16 protein-coding genes are annotated in these 18235 nt (G+C 70.7%); 12 read left to right on the top strand and 4 right to left on the bottom strand.

What is annotated here, in order from left to right; all coding sequences use genetic code 11:
• Window positions 1-46: 46 nt before the first annotated feature.
• The 3 genes from IE109_RS24700 to IE109_RS24690 all read left to right on the top strand — a co-directional run bounded on the left by IE109_RS24700 (window position 47) and on the right by IE109_RS24690 (window position 4477).
• Window positions 47-748 (top strand): HAD family hydrolase, encoded by a 702-nt coding sequence (locus tag IE109_RS24700; protein ID WP_189553436.1) that lies wholly within the window; start codon window positions 47-49, stop codon window positions 746-748.
• 477 nt (window positions 749-1225) lie between these two features.
• Complete coding sequence (locus tag IE109_RS24695; RefSeq protein ID WP_189553434.1) at window positions 1226-2824, top strand: ABC transporter substrate-binding protein; 1599 nt, start codon at window positions 1226-1228, stop codon at window positions 2822-2824.
• Between the two features lie 63 nt (window positions 2825-2887).
• A complete protein-coding gene (locus IE109_RS24690; protein ID WP_189553432.1) occupies window positions 2888-4477 on the top strand; it encodes an ABC transporter substrate-binding protein in 1590 nt (529 codons plus the stop codon).
• Window positions 4478-4565: 88 nt separating this feature from the next.
• Here the strand turns inward: IE109_RS24690 and IE109_RS24685 are convergent, their stop codons facing one another.
• On the bottom strand, window positions 4566-5237 hold the full coding sequence (locus IE109_RS24685) for a response regulator (RefSeq protein WP_189553430.1): 672 nt from the start codon (window positions 5235-5237) through the stop codon (window positions 4566-4568).
• A 17-nt stretch (window positions 5238-5254) separates the two neighbouring features.
• Window positions 5255-6160 carry a RecB family exonuclease gene (locus IE109_RS24680; protein ID WP_229891528.1) on the bottom strand — a complete coding sequence of 302 codons (906 nt, stop codon included), beginning with the start codon at window positions 6158-6160 and terminating at the stop codon, window positions 5255-5257.
• Between the two features lie 235 nt (window positions 6161-6395).
• Here IE109_RS24680 and IE109_RS24675 point away from each other — a divergent pair, with 235 nt between their 5' ends.
• From IE109_RS24675 to IE109_RS24665, 3 genes are all read left to right on the top strand, one after another.
• The gene (locus IE109_RS24675; RefSeq protein ID WP_189553426.1) at window positions 6396-7643 is read left to right on the top strand and encodes a site-2 protease family protein; all 1248 of its coding nucleotides are present in this window, start codon (window positions 6396-6398) and stop codon (window positions 7641-7643) included.
• Window positions 7644-7661: 18 nt separating this feature from the next.
• On the top strand, window positions 7662-8549 hold the full coding sequence (locus IE109_RS24670; protein ID WP_189553424.1) for a tRNA (adenine-N1)-methyltransferase: 888 nt from the start codon (window positions 7662-7664) through the stop codon (window positions 8547-8549).
• A 185-nt stretch (window positions 8550-8734) separates the two neighbouring features.
• The gene (locus tag IE109_RS24665; protein ID WP_189553422.1) at window positions 8735-9322 is read left to right on the top strand and encodes a hypothetical protein; all 588 of its coding nucleotides are present in this window, start codon (window positions 8735-8737) and stop codon (window positions 9320-9322) included.
• 4 nt (window positions 9323-9326) lie between these two features.
• On the opposite strand, the gene IE109_RS24660 is transcribed toward IE109_RS24665, so the two are convergent.
• On the bottom strand, window positions 9327-9638 hold the full coding sequence (locus IE109_RS24660; RefSeq protein WP_189553420.1) for a ferredoxin: 312 nt from the start codon (window positions 9636-9638) through the stop codon (window positions 9327-9329).
• 232 nt (window positions 9639-9870) lie between these two features.
• Here IE109_RS24660 and arc point away from each other — a divergent pair, with 232 nt between their 5' ends.
• The 5 genes from arc to prcA all read left to right on the top strand — a co-directional run bounded on the left by arc (window position 9871) and on the right by prcA (window position 15597).
• A complete protein-coding gene (arc, locus tag IE109_RS24655; RefSeq protein WP_189553418.1) occupies window positions 9871-11637 on the top strand; it encodes a proteasome ATPase in 1767 nt (588 codons plus the stop codon).
• 269 nt (window positions 11638-11906) lie between these two features.
• On the top strand, window positions 11907-13418 hold the full coding sequence (gene dop / locus IE109_RS24650) for a depupylase/deamidase Dop (RefSeq protein WP_189553416.1): 1512 nt from the start codon (window positions 11907-11909) through the stop codon (window positions 13416-13418).
• A 168-nt stretch (window positions 13419-13586) separates the two neighbouring features.
• Complete coding sequence (locus IE109_RS24645; RefSeq protein WP_016325855.1) at window positions 13587-13805, top strand: ubiquitin-like protein Pup; 219 nt, start codon at window positions 13587-13589, stop codon at window positions 13803-13805.
• 150 nt (window positions 13806-13955) lie between these two features.
• Window positions 13956-14801: a proteasome subunit beta gene (prcB, locus tag IE109_RS24640; protein ID WP_189553414.1), complete on the top strand. Its 846-nt coding sequence runs from the start codon at window positions 13956-13958 to the stop codon at window positions 14799-14801.
• A 34-nt stretch (window positions 14802-14835) separates the two neighbouring features.
• Window positions 14836-15597, top strand: a complete 762-nt coding sequence (prcA, locus tag IE109_RS24635) for a proteasome subunit alpha (protein ID WP_189553412.1) — start codon at window positions 14836-14838, stop codon at window positions 15595-15597.
• A 54-nt stretch (window positions 15598-15651) separates the two neighbouring features.
• On the opposite strand, the gene IE109_RS24630 is transcribed toward prcA, so the two are convergent.
• Complete coding sequence (locus tag IE109_RS24630) at window positions 15652-16632, bottom strand: LacI family DNA-binding transcriptional regulator (RefSeq protein ID WP_229891527.1); 981 nt, start codon at window positions 16630-16632, stop codon at window positions 15652-15654.
• A gap of 319 nt (window positions 16633-16951) precedes the next feature.
• Between IE109_RS24630 and IE109_RS24625 the strand changes: the two genes are divergently transcribed.
• On the top strand, window positions 16952-18232 hold the full coding sequence (locus IE109_RS24625; RefSeq protein ID WP_189553410.1) for an MFS transporter: 1281 nt from the start codon (window positions 16952-16954) through the stop codon (window positions 18230-18232).
• Window positions 18233-18235: the final 3 nt, after the last annotated feature.

Here is an 18235-nt window from a genome sequence, read left to right as displayed (position 1 = left end):
TCGGGGAGAGCGGTCGGCCTTCTCGTCCCTCCGTGGAGGTGTGCCGATGACCAGTACGGTCCCCGCGTCCTTGACCCGCACGGCCGAGGGCTCCGCCCTTCAGGCGGTCTTCCTCGACATGGACGGGACGCTCGTCGACACCGAGGGGTTCTGGTGGGACGCGGAGGTCGAGGTCTTCGACGAGCTGGGGCACACCCTGGACGAGTCCTGGCGGGACGTGGTCGTCGGCGGGCCGATGACCCGCAGCGCCGGCTACCTCATCGAGGCCACCGGCGCCGACATCACGCTGGCCGAGCTCACCGTGCTGCTCAACGACCGGTTCGAGCAGCGCATCGCGCGCGGCGTCCCGCTGATGCCGGGCGCCGAACGGCTCCTCGCCGAGCTCGCCGCGCACGACGTCCCCACCGCCCTGGTCTCCGCCTCGCACCGGCGGATCATCGACCGGGTCCTGCACTCGCTGGGCCGCGACCGCTTCACGCTCACCGTGGCGGGCGACGAGGTGGCCCGTACGAAGCCGCACCCCGACCCGTACCTCCTGGCCGCCCGGGGCGTGGGCGCGGAACCGGGGAGATGCGCCGTCATCGAGGACACCGCCACCGGGGTCGCCGCCGCCGAGGCGGCCGGCTGCCGGGTGGTCGCCGTACCGTCCGTCGCCCCCATCGCGCCCGCCGCCGGGCGCGTGGTGGTGGGATCGCTGGAAGAAGTCGACCTGCGCTTCCTGCGGACACTGATCACCGGAATGAACTGACCGCGCCCCTGCGGTGCGCCGGTGACGACACGGTGAACCCAGGGCGCCGGATCATGCGTTCCCGGTGACCGCCGCCAGGGGCCGGGCGAGTGACCTTGCTCACTCAGCGTGGCGCGAGGCGCATGGCTGGAAAAGCACGCATGCCCGGAAGGACCGCTTCGCTCCCGTCCATGTGTCCTGATTCATGGAGCGGTGTACGAATCCTTCCGGCGCATAGCGATCGACCCGCGTGCATTACTGATCACTGTCTGATGCGGCCTCAACTCGGCCCCGTTCCCGCGCGCCTGGTCGCGCCGACTAATCTTTCGCCGAGAACTTCGCCGCGGTTTCCGCGTGTCCCGTCCGGCCGACCGAGCCCGCGGGAACACAGGATCGATCGCTCTGTATCCCGGCCCGATCGCCCCGCCCCGACCGGGCGGAAGCGGCGGAGTGTCCGTACGTCGCTGCACCCAGTGCCGGATGAGGAGAACGTCCACCATGAACCGCAAGACCTTGGCGCTGCCGGCCGTGCTCGGCCTGCTCGCCCCCGTGCTCGTCGCCTGCGGCGGGTCGGGTGGCAGCTCCGGCGGCGACGCCATCGTCGTCGGTACCACGGACCAGTTCGCCGCCACCCAGGACGCCTCCGCCCCCTTCGACCCGGCGTTCGCGTACGACACCGGCGTCTGGAACGTACTGCGGCAGACCGTCCAGACCCTGATGCACGTACCGCGCGGCGGTGGCGCGCCGGCGCCCGAGGCGGCCTCCGAGTGCGGCTTCACCGACCGGGCCAGCGAGAGCTACCGCTGCACCCTGCGGGAAGGTCTGACCTTCGCCGACGGCACGCCCGTGACCCCCAAGGACGTGAAGTTCTCCATCGAGCGGGTGCTCGCCATCAACTCGGACAACGGCGCGGCCGGCCTCCTGTCGAACATCGACACGATCGAGACCAAGGGCGACGACCAGGTGGTCTTCCACCTGAAGAGCCCCGACGCCACCTTCCCGTACAAGCTCTCCACGCCCGTCGCCGGCATCCTGAGCAGCGAGAAGTACGAGGCCAAGAAGCTCCGCGAGGGCTTCCAGGTCGACGGTTCCGGCCCGTACACCATGAAGGCCGAGGTCAGCGGCGACCGGGTCACCAAGGTCGTCTTCTCCCGGAACACCCGCTACAAGGGCGACATCAAGCTGCGCAACGACCGGGTCGAACTGCGCTCCTTCGCCGACGCCGACGCGATGGGCAGGGCCCTCGAATCCGGCGACATATCCATGATGACCCGGACCATGTCGCCCGAGCAGGTCAAGGAGCTCAACGAGAGCCCCAAGCCCGGCATCAAGATCACCGAGGTTCCCGGGCTGGAGATCCGCTACCTGGGCTTCAACACCGAGGCCCCCTCCGTCAAGGACAAGGCGGTCCGCCAGGCCATGGCCGCCGTCGTCGACCGCAACCAGCTGGCCGGCAAGGTGTACGGGTCGACCGCGACCCCGCTGTACTCGCTGATCCCCTCCAGCATCACCGCGCACACCAACTCGTTCTTCAACAAGTACGGCGAGCCGAGCGGCAAGAAGGCCGCCGGCATCCTCGGCAAGGCCGGCATCACCACTCCGGTGAAGCTGACGCTGAACTACACCAGCGACCACTACGGGGCCGGCACCGCCCAGGAGTTCAAGGCGCTGCGCGACCAGCTGAACGCCACCAAGCTGTTCGACGTCACCGTCGAAGGCACCAAGTGGTCCGAGTTCCGCCCCGCCCAGAAGCGCGGCGAGTACGCCGTGTACGGCCTCGGCTGGTTCCCCGACTTCCCGGACCCGGACAACTACATCGCGCCGTTCCTCGACGCGGACAACTTCCTCAACACCCCCTACGTCAACAGCGCCACCCGCACCCGGCTCCTCCCGGAGTCGCGCCGCGCGGCCGACCGCAACGCCGCCTCCTCCGCCTTCGCGCAGATCCAGGACATCGTCGCCGACGACGTCCCCGTGCTGCCGCTGTGGCAGGGCAAGCAGTACGTCGCCGCGCGCGACGACCTGACCGGTGTGGAGTGGTCGCTGAACACCTCCTCGGATCTGCAGCTCTGGGAGCTCGCCCGAGGTATCGCCTGACCCTGCTGTACCCGACCGGGCACACGGGCTCGGCCGGCGATGAGATCCAGAGGCAAGGTTCCTGTGAAGGCACACAACAAGTGGCTGACGGCCCCGCTGGCGGCCGGACTCGCGGCCGCCCTGCTGAGCGGCTGCGGTGAGGAGAAGGGTGGCGACGCCGGTGGCTCCGGCGGCTCGGTGATCGTCGGCATGTCCGACGAGGTCCTGGCGACGGACCCCGCCGGCGGTTACGACCCGGGCTCGTGGCTGCTGTTCAACAACGTCTTCCAGTCCCTGCTCAGCTTCCCCAAGGGCGCCTCGGTTCCCCAGCCGGAGGCGGCCGACAGGTGCGGCTTCGACCAGGGCGGCAGCAAGATCTACCGCTGCACGCTGCGCGACGGGCTGAAGTTCAGCAACGGCAACCCGCTCACCTCCGAGGACGTCAAGTTCTCCTTCGAGCGGGCGCTGAAGATCAACGACCCGGCCGGTCCCGCGCCGCTGCTGAGCACCATCGAGAAGATCGACACGCCGGACGACAAGACCGTCGTCTTCACCCTGAAGGTCCCCGACGCCACCTTCCCGAGCAAGATCGCCTCGGGTGCCGGCTCCATCGTCGACCACCGGGAGTACAAGGACGGGGAGCTGCGCACCGACAGCAAGGCCGTCGGCTCCGGCCCCTACAAGCTCGACTCCTTCGAGGGTGACCAGGCCGTCTTCTCGCCCAACCCCGAATACCGGGGCACGGTCAAGGTGAAGAACGGCGGCGTCACGCTGAAGTTCTTCCACGGCGACCGCAAGGCGCTCGGCGCGGCCCTGCAGAAGGGCGACGTCGACGTCGCCTACCGTGGCCTCGGCGCGGCCGACATCGCCGAGATGCAGGCCTCCGGTACGACCTCGGAACGCGAGATGGAGGTCATCGAGGGCTCCAGCGCCGAGGTGCAGCACCTGGTCTTCAACGTCGACGACCCGGTCGTCGGCAAGCTCGGTGTGCGCAAGGCCATCGCGTACCTCGTCAACCGCGACGCGCTGGTCAACGACGTCTACCGGTCGACCGCCACCCCGCTGTACTCGATCATCCCCGCCGGGATCGTCGGCCACAACACGGCCTTCGTCAACGAGTACGGCGACCAGCCGCAGCGCGACAAGGCCGAGCAGGCGCTGCGCTCCGCCGACGTCGACGGCAAGGTCAAGCTCACCCTCTGGTCCACGCCGAGCCGTTACGGTCCCTCCACGGACGACACGCTCAAGGCGATCGCCAAGCAGCTCAACGCCAGCAAGCTGTTCGACGCCACGGTCAAGTCCGTCGAGTTCGACCAGTACGAGAAGGACATCAAGGCCGGCAAGTACGGCGTGTACGTGAAGGGCTGGGTCCCCGACTACCCGGACCCCGACAACTTCACGCAGCCGTTCTTCGGTGAGGGCAACGTCCTGCAGAACAACTACGAGAACAGCAAGATCACCGGCACGCTGGTCCCGCGCACCGCCGCGACCGCCGACCGGACCGCGGCCGAGGAGGACTTCGGCCAGCTCCAGGACCTCGTCGCCAAGGACCTGCCGATCCTGCCGCTGTGGCAGGGCAAGCAGTACGCGGTCGCCCGCGACGGCATCACGGGCCTGGAGTGGACGCTGGACGCCTCCACCGTCTTCCGCTTCTGGGAGATCAAGAAGGGCTGATCCGAGCCAACGACGCGCGAGCGGGGTGCCCGACAGGTGTCGGACACCCCGCTTCCGCGTTCGCCGTGCCACGCCGGGCGGCGACGGCTCACTGCGCGCCGGGACGCACCAGACCGCTCTCGTACGCGTACACCGCGGCCTGCACCCGGTCGCGCAGCCCCAGCTTCGTCAGCACGTGCCCCACGTGCGTCTTGACCGTCGTCTCGCTGACGAACAGGTCGGCGGCGATCTCCGCGTTCGACAGTCCGCGCGCCACCAGCTTCAGCACCTCGACCTCACGGTCCGTCAGCGTGTTCAGCGCGTCCGGCACCGGCTCCTCGCCGGACGGCAGGTGGTCCGCGTACTTGTCGAGCAGCCGGCGCGTGATGCTCGGCGCGAGCATCGCCTCGCCCGCCGCCACCACCCGGATGGCCTGCACCAGCTCGTCGGCCGGCGCGTCCTTCAGCAGGAAACCGCTGGCCCCGGCGCGCAGCGCCTCCACCACGTACTCGTCCAGGTCGAACGTCGTCAGCACCAGCACCTTCGCCGGTCCGTCCCGCCCCGGCCCGGTGATCCGGCGCGTCGCCTCCACACCGTCCATACGCGGCATCCGGATGTCCATCAGCACCACGTCGGGCTGGAGCGCCCGCACCTGGTCGATGGCCTGAAGGCCGTCACCGGCCTCGCCGACGACCGCGATGTCCTGCTCCGCCTCCAGGATCATCCGGAAACCGGTGCGCAGCAGCGGCTGGTCGTCGACCAGTAGGACGCGGATAGCCACAGGTACTCCTCCAAGGCTCAGCTGACCGGGCCCATTCTGCCCTGGCCGCCCGGCCCCGGCTCCGCCGGTCCCGGGGCCGCGCCCCGTGTCGGTACGGAACCGTCCGCTCCGCCCTCAGCACCGCCCCGGTCCCGCACCCGGGGCTCGTCCGTCCGCGGCGCCGGGACGATGGGCAGCGGGTACACCGGGGGAGTGCCGCCGAACTCCGGGCACACCGACCGGTGGTCGCACCACCCGCACAGTTTTGTCGGCCTCGGCCGCCAGTCACCCGTCTCCGTGGCGTGCGCGATCGCGTCCCACAGCGCCTGCAGCTTGCGCTCCACCCGCAGCAGGTCCGCCTCCACCGGGTCGTACGTCAGCACGTCCCCGCTGCCCAGGTACACCAGCTGGAGCCGGCGCGGCACCACGCCCCTCAGCCGCCAGACCACCAGGGCGTAGAACGTCATCTGGAACAGCGCGCCCTCGCTGTACTCCGGGCGCGGCGCCTTGCCCGTCTTGTAGTCGACGATCCGCACCTCGCCCGTCGGCGCCACGTCGACCCGGTCGATCACCCCGCGCAGCCGCAGCCCCGACTCCAGCTCGGTCTCCACGAACAGCTCCCGCTCCGCCGGCTCCAGCCGCGTCGGGTCCTCCAGCGTGAACCACCGCTCGACCAGCTGCTCCGCCTCGGCCAGCCAGCGCGCCAGCAGCTCGCCGTCCGCGTCCCCCTCGAACAGCTCGCCGAGCTCGGGGCGCGACTCCAGCAGCCGCGTCCACTGCCCCGGCACCATCGCCCTGGCCCGCGGAACCGTCCGCTCCACCGCCGGGTCGTCGAAGAGCCGCTCCAGCACGGCGTGCACCAGCGTGCCGCGCGTCGCCGCCGCGCTCGGCTTCTCCGGCAGCCTGTCGATCACCCGGAACCGGTACAGCAGCGGGCACTGCATGAAGTCGCTCGCCCGCGACGGCGAGAGCGACGCGGGCGGCCGCGGGCCCGGGGCGCCACCGCCACCGGGACCGGCGGGCGGGCTCGCGGAGGCGGAGGGGCTCGGGGAGCTGGACGGGCTCGTGGTCATGGTTCCAAACCCTACGGCCCGCCACTGACACCGAGCGGCATACCATCGACGCCAGACCCTCCACACTGCATGATCGTCGTGTGACGCTTCACACCGAAGGGAACCTGTGAACAAGGACGACGAGAGCGGCGAGCAGCCCCGCCCGCGGTCCGAGCCGGCCGGAGCCACCGCTCCCGACAGCGGGAAGCCGCGGCGGCCACAGGAAGGCGGCGGCATCCTGATGGGCCGCGTCTTCGGCGTACCCGTGTACGTCGCGCCCAGCTGGTTCCTGGTCGCGGCCCTCATCACCTGGGTCTTCGGCGGCCAGATCGAGCGGGTCCTGCCCGAGCTGGGCAACGCCCGCTACCTGGTCTCCCTCTTCTTCGCGGTCGCCTTCTACGCCTCGGTGCTCGTCCACGAACTGGCCCACACCCTCGCCGCGCTCCGCTTCAAGCTGCCGGTGCGCCGCATCCAGCTCCAGTTCTTCGGCGGCGTCTCCGAAATCGAGAAGGAGTGCGAGACCCCCGGCCGCGAGTTCGTCCTCGCCTTCGTCGGCCCGCTGCTCTCCCTGGTCCTGGCCGGCGCCTTCTACGCCGCGATGTACGCCGCCGAGCCCGGCACCGTCCCCGGCGTCCTGCTCGCCGGCCTGATGATCTCCAACCTGATCGTCGCCGCCTTCAACCTGCTGCCCGGCCTGCCGCTCGACGGCGGACGCATGCTCCGCGCGGTCGTGTGGAAGATCACCGGCAAGCCCATGAGCGGCACCGTCGCCGCCGCCTGGGTCGGCCGCGCCCTCGCCGTCACCGTGCTCATCGGCCTGCCGCTGCTCACCCACACCGGCGCCCTGGGCAACGACACACGGGACATCAGCGGCCTGGAGACGGTCATGGACGCGCTCCTCGCCGCCATCCTGGCCGCCATCATCTGGACCGGCGCCGGCAACAGCCTCCGCATGGCGCGGCTGCGCGAGCACCTGCCCGAACTGCGGGTCCGCACCCTCACCCGGCGCGCCGTCCCGGTCGAGTCCGGCACCCCCCTCTCGGAGGCGCTGCGCCGGGCCAACGAGGCCGGAGCCCGCGCCCTCGTCGTCGTCGACGGCCAGGGCGAGCCCACGGCCCTGGTCCGGGAGACCGCCATCGTCGGCGTCCCCCAGCACCGCCGCCCCTGGGTCGCGGTCGGCGGCCTCGCCCAGGAGCTCACCGAGGGCATGAGGGTCCCCGCGGACCTCGCCGGCGAGGCGCTCCTGGAGCGGCTGCGCGCCCATCCGGCCACCGAGTACCTGGTCGTCGAGGAGTCCGGCGAGATCTACGGCGTGCTGTCCACCGCGGACGTCGAGCGGGCCTTCGTCCAGGCCATGGCACGGCCGGGTTCCTGAAGCCCATACACTGGTCACATGTCCGAACCGACCGGTGCCGCCCGCCGTCGCGGGCCCTTCGAAGTCGGGGACCAGGTCCAGCTCACCGACCCCAAGGGACGCCACTACACGTTCACGCTCGAGGCCGGGAAGAATTTCCACACCCACAAGGGTTCCTTCCCGCACGACGAGCTGATCGGTGCTCCCGAGGGCAGTGTTGTCCGTACCACGGGAAACGTCGCCTACCTCGCGCTGCGCCCCCTGCTCCCCGACTACGTCCTGTCCATGCCCCGCGGCGCCGCCGTGGTCTACCCCAAGGACGCGGGGCAGATCCTGGCCTTCGCCGACATCTTCCCCGGCGCGCGCGTCGTCGAGGCGGGTGTGGGCTCCGGCTCGCTCAGCAGCTTCCTGCTGCGCGCCATCGGGGACAGCGGCATGCTGCACTCCTACGAGCGCCGCGAGGACTTCGCCGAGATCGCCAAGGGCAATGTCGAGCGCTACTTCGGCGGCCCGCACCCCGCCTGGCAGCTCACCGTCGGCGACCTCCAGGACAACCTCTCCGACACCGACGTCGACCGGGTCATCCTGGACATGCTGGCCCCGTGGGAGTGCCTGGAGGCCGTCTCCAAGGCGCTCGTCCCCGGCGGCATCCTCTGCTGCTACGTCGCGACCACCACCCAGCTCGCCCGCACCGTCGAGTCCATCCGCGAGATCGGCTGCTACGCCGAGCCGCAGCCGTGGGAGTCGATGATCCGCAACTGGCACGTGGAGGGCCTGGCGGTCCGCCCCGACCACCGGATGATCGGCCACACCGGCTTCCTGGTCACCGCCCGCCGCCTCGCGGACGGCGTGGAGCCCCCCATGCGCCGCCGCCGCCCAGCCAAGGGCGCGTACGGCGAGGACTACGAAGGCCCCAACAAGGGCTGACGCGGAATGCGACAGGGGGCCGACGCCCCCGCAACGCGACGACGCCGCCGTCGAGTTCCCGCCACCGGCGGAGAACTCGGCGGCGGCGTCCTCACGTTCGCCCACCGGCCCCCGGTTCCGCCGCGGTGTGACGTATGGCACGATGCTGGCCATCCCCACCGCACAGCTCATGGGAGACACTCCGCGTGCAGACCCCCGCCGTCCCGGACCTCGCGCACACCCACGCCCGACCGGTGCACTGGCTCGCCACCGCCGTGGCGATGGCCGCTGTCGTCGCCGCGGCCGCGCTGCTCCAGCCCGGTTCCGCCACCGCCACCCAGGCGGGCGGTGTCCGGACAGCGGCGGCCCCCGCGCCGGCCCCGGCTCCCGACCCCGCCGCCGTGACCTACCCGCTCGAATGCCGCGGCGCCCCCGGCGTCGTGGCGAGGCGGGCGACGGGCGACCTCGACGGGGACGGCAGCCCGGAGACGGTGGTGGCGGCACACTGCCGAGCGGGTTCCGGTACGCCGCCGAGCGGCGTCTACGTCCTGGCGCGCGGCGCCGGCGGTCCGGCCGGGGGAGCGCCCCGCGTGGTGGCCACGCTGGTGGACCCGGGGGAGCGGCGCAGCGTCGGCGGGCTCGCCGTGCGTGACGGCGCGGTCACCGCGACCCTCTTCGGTTACTCCTCGCCGGACGTACCGAGCTGCTGTCCCGATCAGAAGGAGACGGTCAAGTGGCGGTGGGAGGGCGACAAGTTCGTCCGGTCCGCCGCGGCCGAAGCCATGGGTGCCTGACCGGTCACTCCGCGTCAGGGCCGTAGACCTCGACCCTGTCCGAAACGCGCCGTACGTGAATGCAGTCGCCGGGGCACTCCTTGGCGGAGTCGACGACGTCCTGGAGCAGGGGCAGCGGTACCGGCGTGGTGGCGCCCCGGTCCTGCAGCAGTTCGTCGTCGGAGCTCTTCACATACGCGAGGCCGTCGATGTCCAGCTCGAAGACCTCGGGGGCGTACTGCGCGCAGATCCCGTCGCCGGTGCAGAGGTCCTGGTCGATCCAGACCTCCAGGGCCTCGCCGGCGCCCGTGGTCGGAGCCTCGTGCTGCACGGTCATGTTCCTGCCTCTGGTGTGGTAAGTCGGGCCAACCCTGACGGGTGTTGACCACACCGACGATACAACCGCCCGCTTTCAGATGTTGATGGGTGGGTATCCCCCTGATGCGAGGGAGAGCGCAAGGGTGAAGATCGGACACACCCCGAGAGTCTTTGTGATCTAGGGGTTTCAATCTTCACCCACCCAGGTAGGGTCAGAAAGCGTCCAGCTCCCCTTGGAGGAGGTGAGGACCGTGGCAGCCCACGACGACGACATCAACCGCGGCATCCGGCCGGGGCGGGGGTCTGAAGACCCTGCCGGCCAGGTTGCCTATCTCGAGCAGGAAATCGCCGTCCTGCGACGTAAGCTCGCCGACTCTCCGCGTCATACGAGGATTCTCGAAGAGCGGATCGTCGAGCTGCAGACCAACCTGGCCGGCGTGTCCGCGCAGAACGAGCGACTCGCCAATACGCTCCGTGAGGCCCGCGACCAGATCGTGGCCCTCAAGGAGGAGGTCGACCGGCTCGCGCAGCCGCCGGCCGGCTTCGGTGTCTTCCTGAAGGCGAACGAGGACGACACCTGCGACATCTTCACCGGGGGCCGCAAGCTCCGGGTGAACGTCAGCCCCAGCGTCGAGCTCGACGAGCTCCGGCGCGGCCAGGAAGTAATGCTCAACGAAGCGCTCAACGTGGTCGAGGCCATGGAGTTCGAGCGCGCCGGGGACATCGTCACCCTCAAGGAGATCCTCGAGGACGGCGAGCGGGCCCTGGTGATCGGGCACACGGACGAGGAACGGGTGGTGAGGCTCGCCGAGCCGCTGCTGGACATCACCATCCGCCCCGGCGACGCCCTGCTGCTGGAGCCCAGGTCCGGCTACGTCTACGAGGTGATCCCCAAGAGCGAGGTCGAGGAGCTGGTCCTCGAAGAGGTCCCGGACGTCGACTACACGAAGATCGGCGGCCTGGGGAACCAGATCGAGCTGATCCGCGACGCGGTCGAGCTCCCGTACCTCTACCCCGACCTCTTCCAGGAGCACGAACTGCGGCCGCCGAAGGGCATCCTTCTCTACGGCCCGCCCGGCTGCGGCAAGACGCTCATCGCGAAGGCCGTCGCCAACTCCCTTGCCAAGAAGGTCGCCGAGGTGACCGGGCAGCCCGCGGGGAAGAGCTACTTCCTCAACATCAAGGGCCCCGAGCTCCTCAACAAGTACGTCGGCGAGACCGAGCGGCACATCCGCCTGGTCTTCCAGCGCGCTCGTGAGAAGGCGAGCGAGGGCACTCCGGTGATCGTCTTCTTCGACGAGATGGAGTCCCTCTTCCGCACCCGCGGGTCCGGTGTCAGCTCGGACGTGGAGAACACCATCGTCCCGCAGCTGCTCGCCGAGATCGACGGTGTGGAGGGCCTGGAGAACGTCATCGTCATCGGCGCCTCCAACCGCGAGGACATGATCGACCCCGCCATCCTCAGGCCGGGCCGGCTCGATGTGAAGATCAAGATCGAGCGCCCGGACGCGGAGGCCGCCAAGGACATCTTCGCCAAGTACCTGACACCTTCGCTGCCGCTGCACGCGGACGACCTCGCCGAGCACAATGGGTCCAAGGAAGCCGCGGCCCAGGCGATGATCCAGTCGGTCGTGGAGCAGATGTACGCGGAATCGGAGGAGAACCGGTTCCTCGAGGTCACGTACGCCAACGGTGACAAGGAAGTCCTGTACTTCAAGGACTTCAACTCCGGCGCGATGATCCAGAACATCGTCGACCGGGCGAAGAAGATGGCCATCAAGGCCTTCCTCGACCACAACCAGAAGGGCCTCAGGGTTTCCCACCTCCTCCAGGCTTGCGTGGACGAGTTCAAGGAAAACGAGGACCTGCCGAACACCACCAACCCGGACGACTGGGCCCGTATCTCCGGAAAGAAGGGCGAGCGGATCGTCTTCATCCGCACGCTCGTCACCGGAAAGCAGGGCGCCGACACCGGTCGGTCCATCGACACGGTGGCGAATACCGGTCAGTACCTGTAGATCGCATTCCGGCTGCGGGTGCCCCGGGAATCCCCGCCCACGGCGGGGGAGGGCATCCGCAGCCGGTTGCTTTCACCGGTACCTGGCCATCGTTCCGACCACACCGCAGCAATGACGCAATTGATCTCCCCACCAGCGCAGAGGCGTTCTAGGCTCTTCCGTACCGCCCAGTCGCGCAGTGCGGGGACGGGCACCGCACACGCATCGGAGAAGCAGCGGTACTTGAGCGCCGTTCCCGGACGGGGACGCCGCCGGGCAAGGAGGGCCGCATGACTGTACGGCGAGTAATGGGCATCGAGACGGAGTACGGGATCTCCGTCCCCGGCCACCCGAACGCCAATGCCATGCTCACCTCGTCCCAGATCGTCAACGCCTACGCGGCGGCGATGCACCGGGCGCGACGCGCCCGCTGGGACTTCGAGGAGGAGAACCCGCTGCGGGACGCCCGCGGCTTCGACCTCGCCCGCGAGGCCGCCGACTCCAGCCAGCTCACGGACGAGGACATCGGCCTGGCCAATGTGATCCTCACCAATGGCGCACGGCTCTACGTCGACCACGCGCACCCCGAGTACAGCTCCCCGGAGGTCACCAATCCCCGGGACGCCGTGCTGTGGGACAAGGCCGGCGAGCGGATCATGGCGGAGGCCGCCGAGCGCGCGGCCCAGCTGCCGGGCGCCCAGCCGATCCACCTCTACAAGAACAACACCGACAACAAGGGCGCCTCCTACGGCACGCACGAGAACTACCTGATGAAGCGGGAGACCCCCTTCTCGGACATCGTGCGCCACCTGACGCCCTTCTTCGTCTCCCGGCAGGTCGTCACGGGCGCCGGCCGGGTCGGCATCGGCCAGGACGGCCACGAGCACGGCTTCCAGCTCAGTCAGCGGGCCGACTACTTCGAGGTCGAGGTGGGGCTGGAGACCACCCTCAAGCGGCCGATCATCAACACCCGGGACGAGCCGCACGCCGACGCCGAGAGGTACCGCCGGCTCCACGTGATCATCGGGGACGCCAACCTCTCCGAGATCTCCACCTACCTCAAACTCGGCACGACCGCCCTGGTCCTGTCCATGATCGAGGACGGCTTCATCACGGTCGACCTCGCCGTCGACCAGCCCGTACGCACCCTGCACCACGTCTCGCACGACCCCTCGCTCCAGTACCTGATCACGCTGCGCAGCGGCCGGACACTCACCGCCGTACAACTGCAGATGGAGTACTTCGAGCTGGCCCGCAAGTACGTCGAGGAGCGGTTCGGCGCGGACGCCGACGAGCAGACCATGGACGTGCTCGCCCGGTGGGAGGACACCCTCAACCGGCTCGAGAACGATCCGATGAGCCTGGCGGGCGAGCTGGACTGGGTCGCCAAGCGGGAGCTCATGGAGGGCTACCGGCGTCGTGACGGCCTGGACTGGGACGCCGCCCGGCTCCACCTGGTCGACCTGCAGTACGCCGACGTGCGCCCCGAGAAGGGCCTGTACAACCGTCTGGCGGCCCGGGGGAGGATGAAGCGGCTGCTGGACGAGGAGGCCGTCACACGGGCGCAGGCGAAGCCACCGGAGGACACCAGGGCCTATTTCCGGGGCCGCTGCCTGGAGCAGTACGCCGACGACGTGGCCGCGGCTTCCTGGGACTCGGTGATCTTCGACCTGCCCGGCCGGGACTCCCTGCAGCGGGTGCCCACGCTGGAACCGTTGCGCGGTACACGTAATCATGTGAAGGAGCTCCTGGACCGCTGCCGCACGGCGGAGGAGCTGGTCCGCGTGCTGTCCGGCCGCTGACGACGGCCGAGTACGCGTGCGAAAAGGCGCTTGGCCCGTGGATCTCCCGGGAATCATGGGACTACTCCCTGGACGTTCGAGAAAGTGCAGGGCCGATGTCAGACCGTCCTTGTAGGGTCTGATCTTGAGAGACCGAACCAAGCGGGCAAACCGAGCGGGGTGAGGGATATGGCGACCAAGGACACCGGCGGCGGGCAGCAGAAGGCCACACGTTCCACCGAGGAGGTCGAGGAGCAGGCGCAGGACGCGCAGGCCTCCGAGGACCTCAAGGAGCGCCAGGAGAAGCTGTCCGACGACGTCGACTCCGTGCTCGACGAGATCGACGACGTCCTCGAGGAGAACGCCGAGGACTTCGTGCGGTCCTTCGTGCAAAAGGGCGGACAGTAGAGGCTCGTCGTCCCTCCCGGTGCCCTCGGCGAAAGCCGGTGGCATCGGGGCGGATGACCGGCGACGGCACGGGTAAGGTCCGTGCACAGCACGCATGATCGGCCCGACCGCCGCAGCGGCGGGCCGCCGCCTCATTTCGGAAGGAAACGCGTGGAAGCCAACCCTCGTAGCATCGGGCGTCTGCCGGCGGCCTTCCTGACGCCCGGCTCCTCCTCGTTCATGGACTTCCTGGCCGACCACTCGCCCGAGCTGCTGCCCGGCAGGCGCACCCTGCCGCCCCTTCAGGGCGCCATCGAGGCCCCGCACGGCACCACCATCGTCGCCACCAGCTTCCCCGGCGGCGTGGTGCTCGCCGGTGACCGGCGCGCCACGATGGGCAACATGATCGCCCAGCGTGACATCGAGAAGGTGTTCCCGGCCGACGAGTACTCGGCCGTCGGCATCGCCGGCACCGCCGGTCTCGCGGTGGAGATGGTCAAGCTCTTCCAGCTGGAGCTGGAGCACTTCGAGAAGGTCGAGGGCGTCCAGCTCTCCCTGGAGGGCAAGGCCAACCGCCTGTCCACGATGATCCGCAGCAATCTGGGCATGGCGATGCAGGGACTGGCCGTGGTGCCGCTCTTCGCCGGCTGGGACGTCGAGCGCGAGAAGGGCCGGATCTTCAGTTACGACGTGACGGGCGGCCGTTCCGAGGAGCACGGCTTCGCGGCCACCGGCTCCGGATCGATCTTCGCCCGGGGCGCCATGAAGAAGCTCTACCGCGACGACCTGACGGAGCAGCAGGCCATCACCCTGGTCGTGCAGGCGCTGTACGACGCGGCGGACGACGACTCGGCGACCGGCGGCCCGGACGTGGCCCGGCGGATCTACCCGATCGTCACCGTCATCACCGACGAGGGCTTCCGGCGGCTCACCGAGGCCGAGTCCTCCGAGACCGCCCGCGCGATCCTGGAGCGCCGCCTCGAACAGCCCGACGGCCCCCGCGCCGCGCTGCTCTGATGATTGCCCACCTGAAGAAAGGGACGGATAGCCGGTGACGACGCCGTTCTATGTCTCGCCCGCACAGGCCATGCAGGACCGGGCGGAATACGCCCGCAAGGGCATCGCCCGTGGACGCAGCCTGGTTGTGCTGCAGTACGCCGACGGCATCGTCTTCGTCGGTGAGAACCCGTCCCGCGCGCTGCACAAGTTCAGCGAGATCTACGACCGGATCGGGTTCGCCGCCGCCGGCAAGTACAACGAGTACGAGAACCTGCGGATCGGCGGCGTGCGCTACGCGGACCTGCGCGGTTACACCTACGACCGCGACGACGTGACGGCCCGCGGCCTCGCCAACGTGTACGCCCAGACGCTGGGCACCATCTTCTCCAGCGCGGGCGAGAAGCCGTACGAGGTGGAGCTGGTCGTCGCCGAGGTCGGCACCTCCCCCGAGGGCGACCAGATCTACCGCCTGCCGCACGACGGCTCGATCGTGGACGAGCACGGCTCGGTCGCGGTCGGTGGCAACGCCGAGCAGATCAGCAGCTTCCTCGACCAGCGCCACCGCGACGGGATGTCGCTCGCCGAGGCGCTCAAGCTGGCCGTGCAGGCGCTGTCCCGGGACACCAACGGCAGCGAGCGGGAGATCCCCGCGGAGCGGCTCGAGGTCGCGATCCTGGACCGTACGCGTCCGCAGGCCCGCAAGTTCAAGCGGATCGTCGGCCGCCAGCTGTCCCGCCTCCTGGAGGCGGACGCCTCCGCGTCGACCCCGACGGACGCGCCGTCGGACGAGGAGCCGGAGACGCCGGAGGGCTGACCCCGGGCCGAGCGGTGCCCCGGACGCGCGCCGTCCGTCCGGGGCACCGGCGTGTCAGGGGGCCGGGGGCGGGCCCGTGGAGCCGCGGGGCATCAGGGTGACCGGGAGGTCGCCCCGCTCCGGCGGACGGCCCGCCAGGACGTCCAGGAGGGCCGTCATCCCGCGCTCGCCGATCCGCTCGGCGGGCAGCCGCACCGTGGTCAGCTCCGGCTCCACCGCCGTGGCCAGCGCCAGGTCGTCGAACCCGGTGACCGAGACGTCCTCCGGGACCCGCAGCCCCAGCCGCCGTACCGCCTTGCAGGCGCCCGCCGCCACGATGTCGTCGTCGCACACCAGGGCGGTCGGCCGGGGCCCCGGCGCGGTCAGCGCGCGCTCGGCGGCCTCGCGGGCGCCGTTCACCTCCAGCGGCGCCGGGACGGTCCGTACACGGACGCCGGGAAGGCCGCCCAGGCACGCCTCCAGGGCCCGCCCGCGCACGTCGAAGGTCCACGACGGCACGGCGGACGAGAGGTGGACGAAGCGCCGGTGACCCAGTGCCAGCAGATGGCCCGTCACCTGCCGCATGCCGTCCGCGATGTCGAGGTTCACCTGGGCGGCGGCGCCCGTGTCGGCCGGGTCGCTGTCCAGCATCACCAGGGGCAGGTCCGTGCCGCGGATCGCCCGCAGAGCGTCGGCGGCCATCGAGGAGGCGATCACCCCGTCCAGCGCCGCGCGCGCGGAGGCGAACGGGTCCCTCGCCGGGCCGACGCCCTCGGGGGAGGGGTACAGGACCACACCGAAGCCGTGCCGGGCCGCCACCGCGGCGGCGCCCGTGTAGACGCGGGCGAAGAACTCGTTGGTCAGGGCGGGCACCACCAGCAGCGCGGTGCGCGTGCGGCCCAGGCGGAGGTTGCGCGCCGCGAGATTGGGCCGGTAGCCGAGCTCGTCGGCCGCATCCCGCACCAGCCGGGCGGTGCGCTCCGAGACCCGCCCGCGCCACTTGTCGCCGAGCACGAGCGACACGGTGGCCTGCGAGACCCCCGCCGCCCGTGCCACGTCACGGCTGGTGGGCCGCGCGGCGCCGGGGCCGCTGTCCCGGGAGGAGCCGGTGTCCCGGGAGGTGCCGGCCGCCCGGGAAGCGCCGGCGGCCCGCAGGGAGCCACCGGCCGGTTCCCCGGGGGCGGGCCGCCGGTGGCCGGGCTCCGCCGCCCGCCCGGGCGCCGGGTCGGGGACCACTGGGTCCGGCTGGTGCACGCACGCCTCCGCTTCGACGATCACGACCGCGAGGTGGACCCGCGGGATGCCGTCATGGTACGTATGACGACGGACGTTATACGTAAAACCTCGGCCGGGTGCCGGGGGAGAGGGGCAGCACATGGCCGCCGCACCGGGCGGGTACGCCGACATCCTGAAGGCACCCCATGCCGCCAGACTCCTCATAGGCACCCTGGTGGGGCGCCTCCCCAACGGCACCGGCCCCATCGCCATCATGGTGTTCACCCGGGCCGATGGCGGCAGCTACAGCCTCGCCGGCGGGCTCGCCGCCGTGTACGGCATCGGCAACGCCGTCGGGCAGCCCCTCCTCGGCCGGGCCGTCGACCTGTACGGCCAGCCCCGCATCCAGCTCCCGGCGGCGCTGGTGTCCGCCCTGGGCATGGTCCTGCTGGTGCTGACCGGCACGGACCCGCTCCCGCTCGCGTACGCGGCCGTCGCGGTCGCCGGGCTGTTCACCCCGCCCCTGGAAGGCGGCCTGCGGGCCCTGTGGCCGGACATCCTGGGCCGCGAGGACCGGGTCCACCGGGCGTACGCCCTGGACGCGGTCGCCCAGGAGATCATGTTCACCGTCGGGCCCCTGCTGGTCACCCTGCTCGTGGCGCTCCGGTCGCCCGCCGCCGCCCTGCTGGTCATCAACGCCATCGGGGTGCTCGGCGCCCTCTCCGTGGTCCTGGCCGAGCCCTCCAGGGCCTGGCGCTCCGCACCCCGCGAGGCCCACTGGCTCGGCGCCCTGCGCTCACCCGGGCTGCTCGCCCTGCTCGGCTCGTTCTTCTTCGTCGGCCTCGCCATGGGCTCCATCACCGTCGCGGGGATCGCGTACGCGGAGGAGCGCGGCGACCCCTCCGTCTGCGGCTGGCTGATGGCCGCCCTGGGCCTCGGCGCGCTGCTCGGCGGCGTGGTGTACGGGGCGCGGCACTGGGCGGGCGCGCCGGAGGGCCGGCTTCGGGTCCTCGTCGGCCTGCTGGCGCTGGGATATCTGCCGCTGACGCTCACCCCGGGCGTGGTGGCGATGACCGCCCTGGCCGCCCTGGCGGGCGTGTTCCTGGCGCCGGCCATCGCGTGCGCGTTCCTCGTCGTCGACCGCCACGCCCCGCGCGGCACCGTCACCGAGGCGTTCTCCTGGCTGGTCACCACCTTCGGCGTGGGTGCGGCGGCCGGAACGGCCGTGGCCGGGCCGGTGGTCCAGCTCTCGGGCACCGCGGCGAGTTTCTCCGTGGCGGGCGCGGGGGGATGCGTCGCCCTGCTGGTCCTCCTGGCCACCCGGCGCGTACTGGCGGTTCCTCTTCGCGGGGCGCAGCACGCGGGAGATGTCGTGGCGGCTTCGGAAAATGATCGAAACGGTGCTGTCGAACCCGGTTTCAGCACAGGCCATCAGGCGTAATGT

It is taken from the genome of Streptomyces lavendofoliae, from assembly GCF_014649735.1.
Lineage (GTDB): Bacteria > Actinomycetota > Actinomycetes > Streptomycetales > Streptomycetaceae > Streptomyces > Streptomyces lavendofoliae.
Note: the sequence above shows the minus strand (reverse complement) of the source record. Positions and strands in the feature narration are given on the sequence as shown.

What these genes read in the sequence shown, in the direction of transcription:
- IE109_RS24700 (WP_189553436.1), top strand. Translation starts at nt 47, where the DNA reads ATGACCAGTACGGTCCCCGCGTCCTTGACCCGCACGGCCGAGGGCTCC.
- IE109_RS24695 (WP_189553434.1), top strand. Translation starts at nt 1,226, where the DNA reads ATGAACCGCAAGACCTTGGCGCTGCCGGCCGTGCTCGGCCTGCTCGCC.
- IE109_RS24680 (WP_229891528.1), bottom strand. Translation starts at nt 6,160, where the DNA reads ATGCAGTGCCCGCTGCTGTACCGGTTCCGGGTGATCGACAGGCTGCCG.
- IE109_RS24670 (WP_189553424.1), top strand. Translation starts at nt 7,662, where the DNA reads ATGTCCGAACCGACCGGTGCCGCCCGCCGTCGCGGGCCCTTCGAAGTC.
- IE109_RS24660 (WP_189553420.1), bottom strand. Translation starts at nt 9,638, where the DNA reads ATGACCGTGCAGCACGAGGCTCCGACCACGGGCGCCGGCGAGGCCCTG.
- dop (WP_189553416.1), top strand. Translation starts at nt 11,907, where the DNA reads ATGACTGTACGGCGAGTAATGGGCATCGAGACGGAGTACGGGATCTCC.
- IE109_RS24645 (WP_016325855.1), top strand. Translation starts at nt 13,587, where the DNA reads ATGGCGACCAAGGACACCGGCGGCGGGCAGCAGAAGGCCACACGTTCC.
- IE109_RS24625 (WP_189553410.1), top strand. Translation starts at nt 16,952, where the DNA reads ATGGCCGCCGCACCGGGCGGGTACGCCGACATCCTGAAGGCACCCCAT.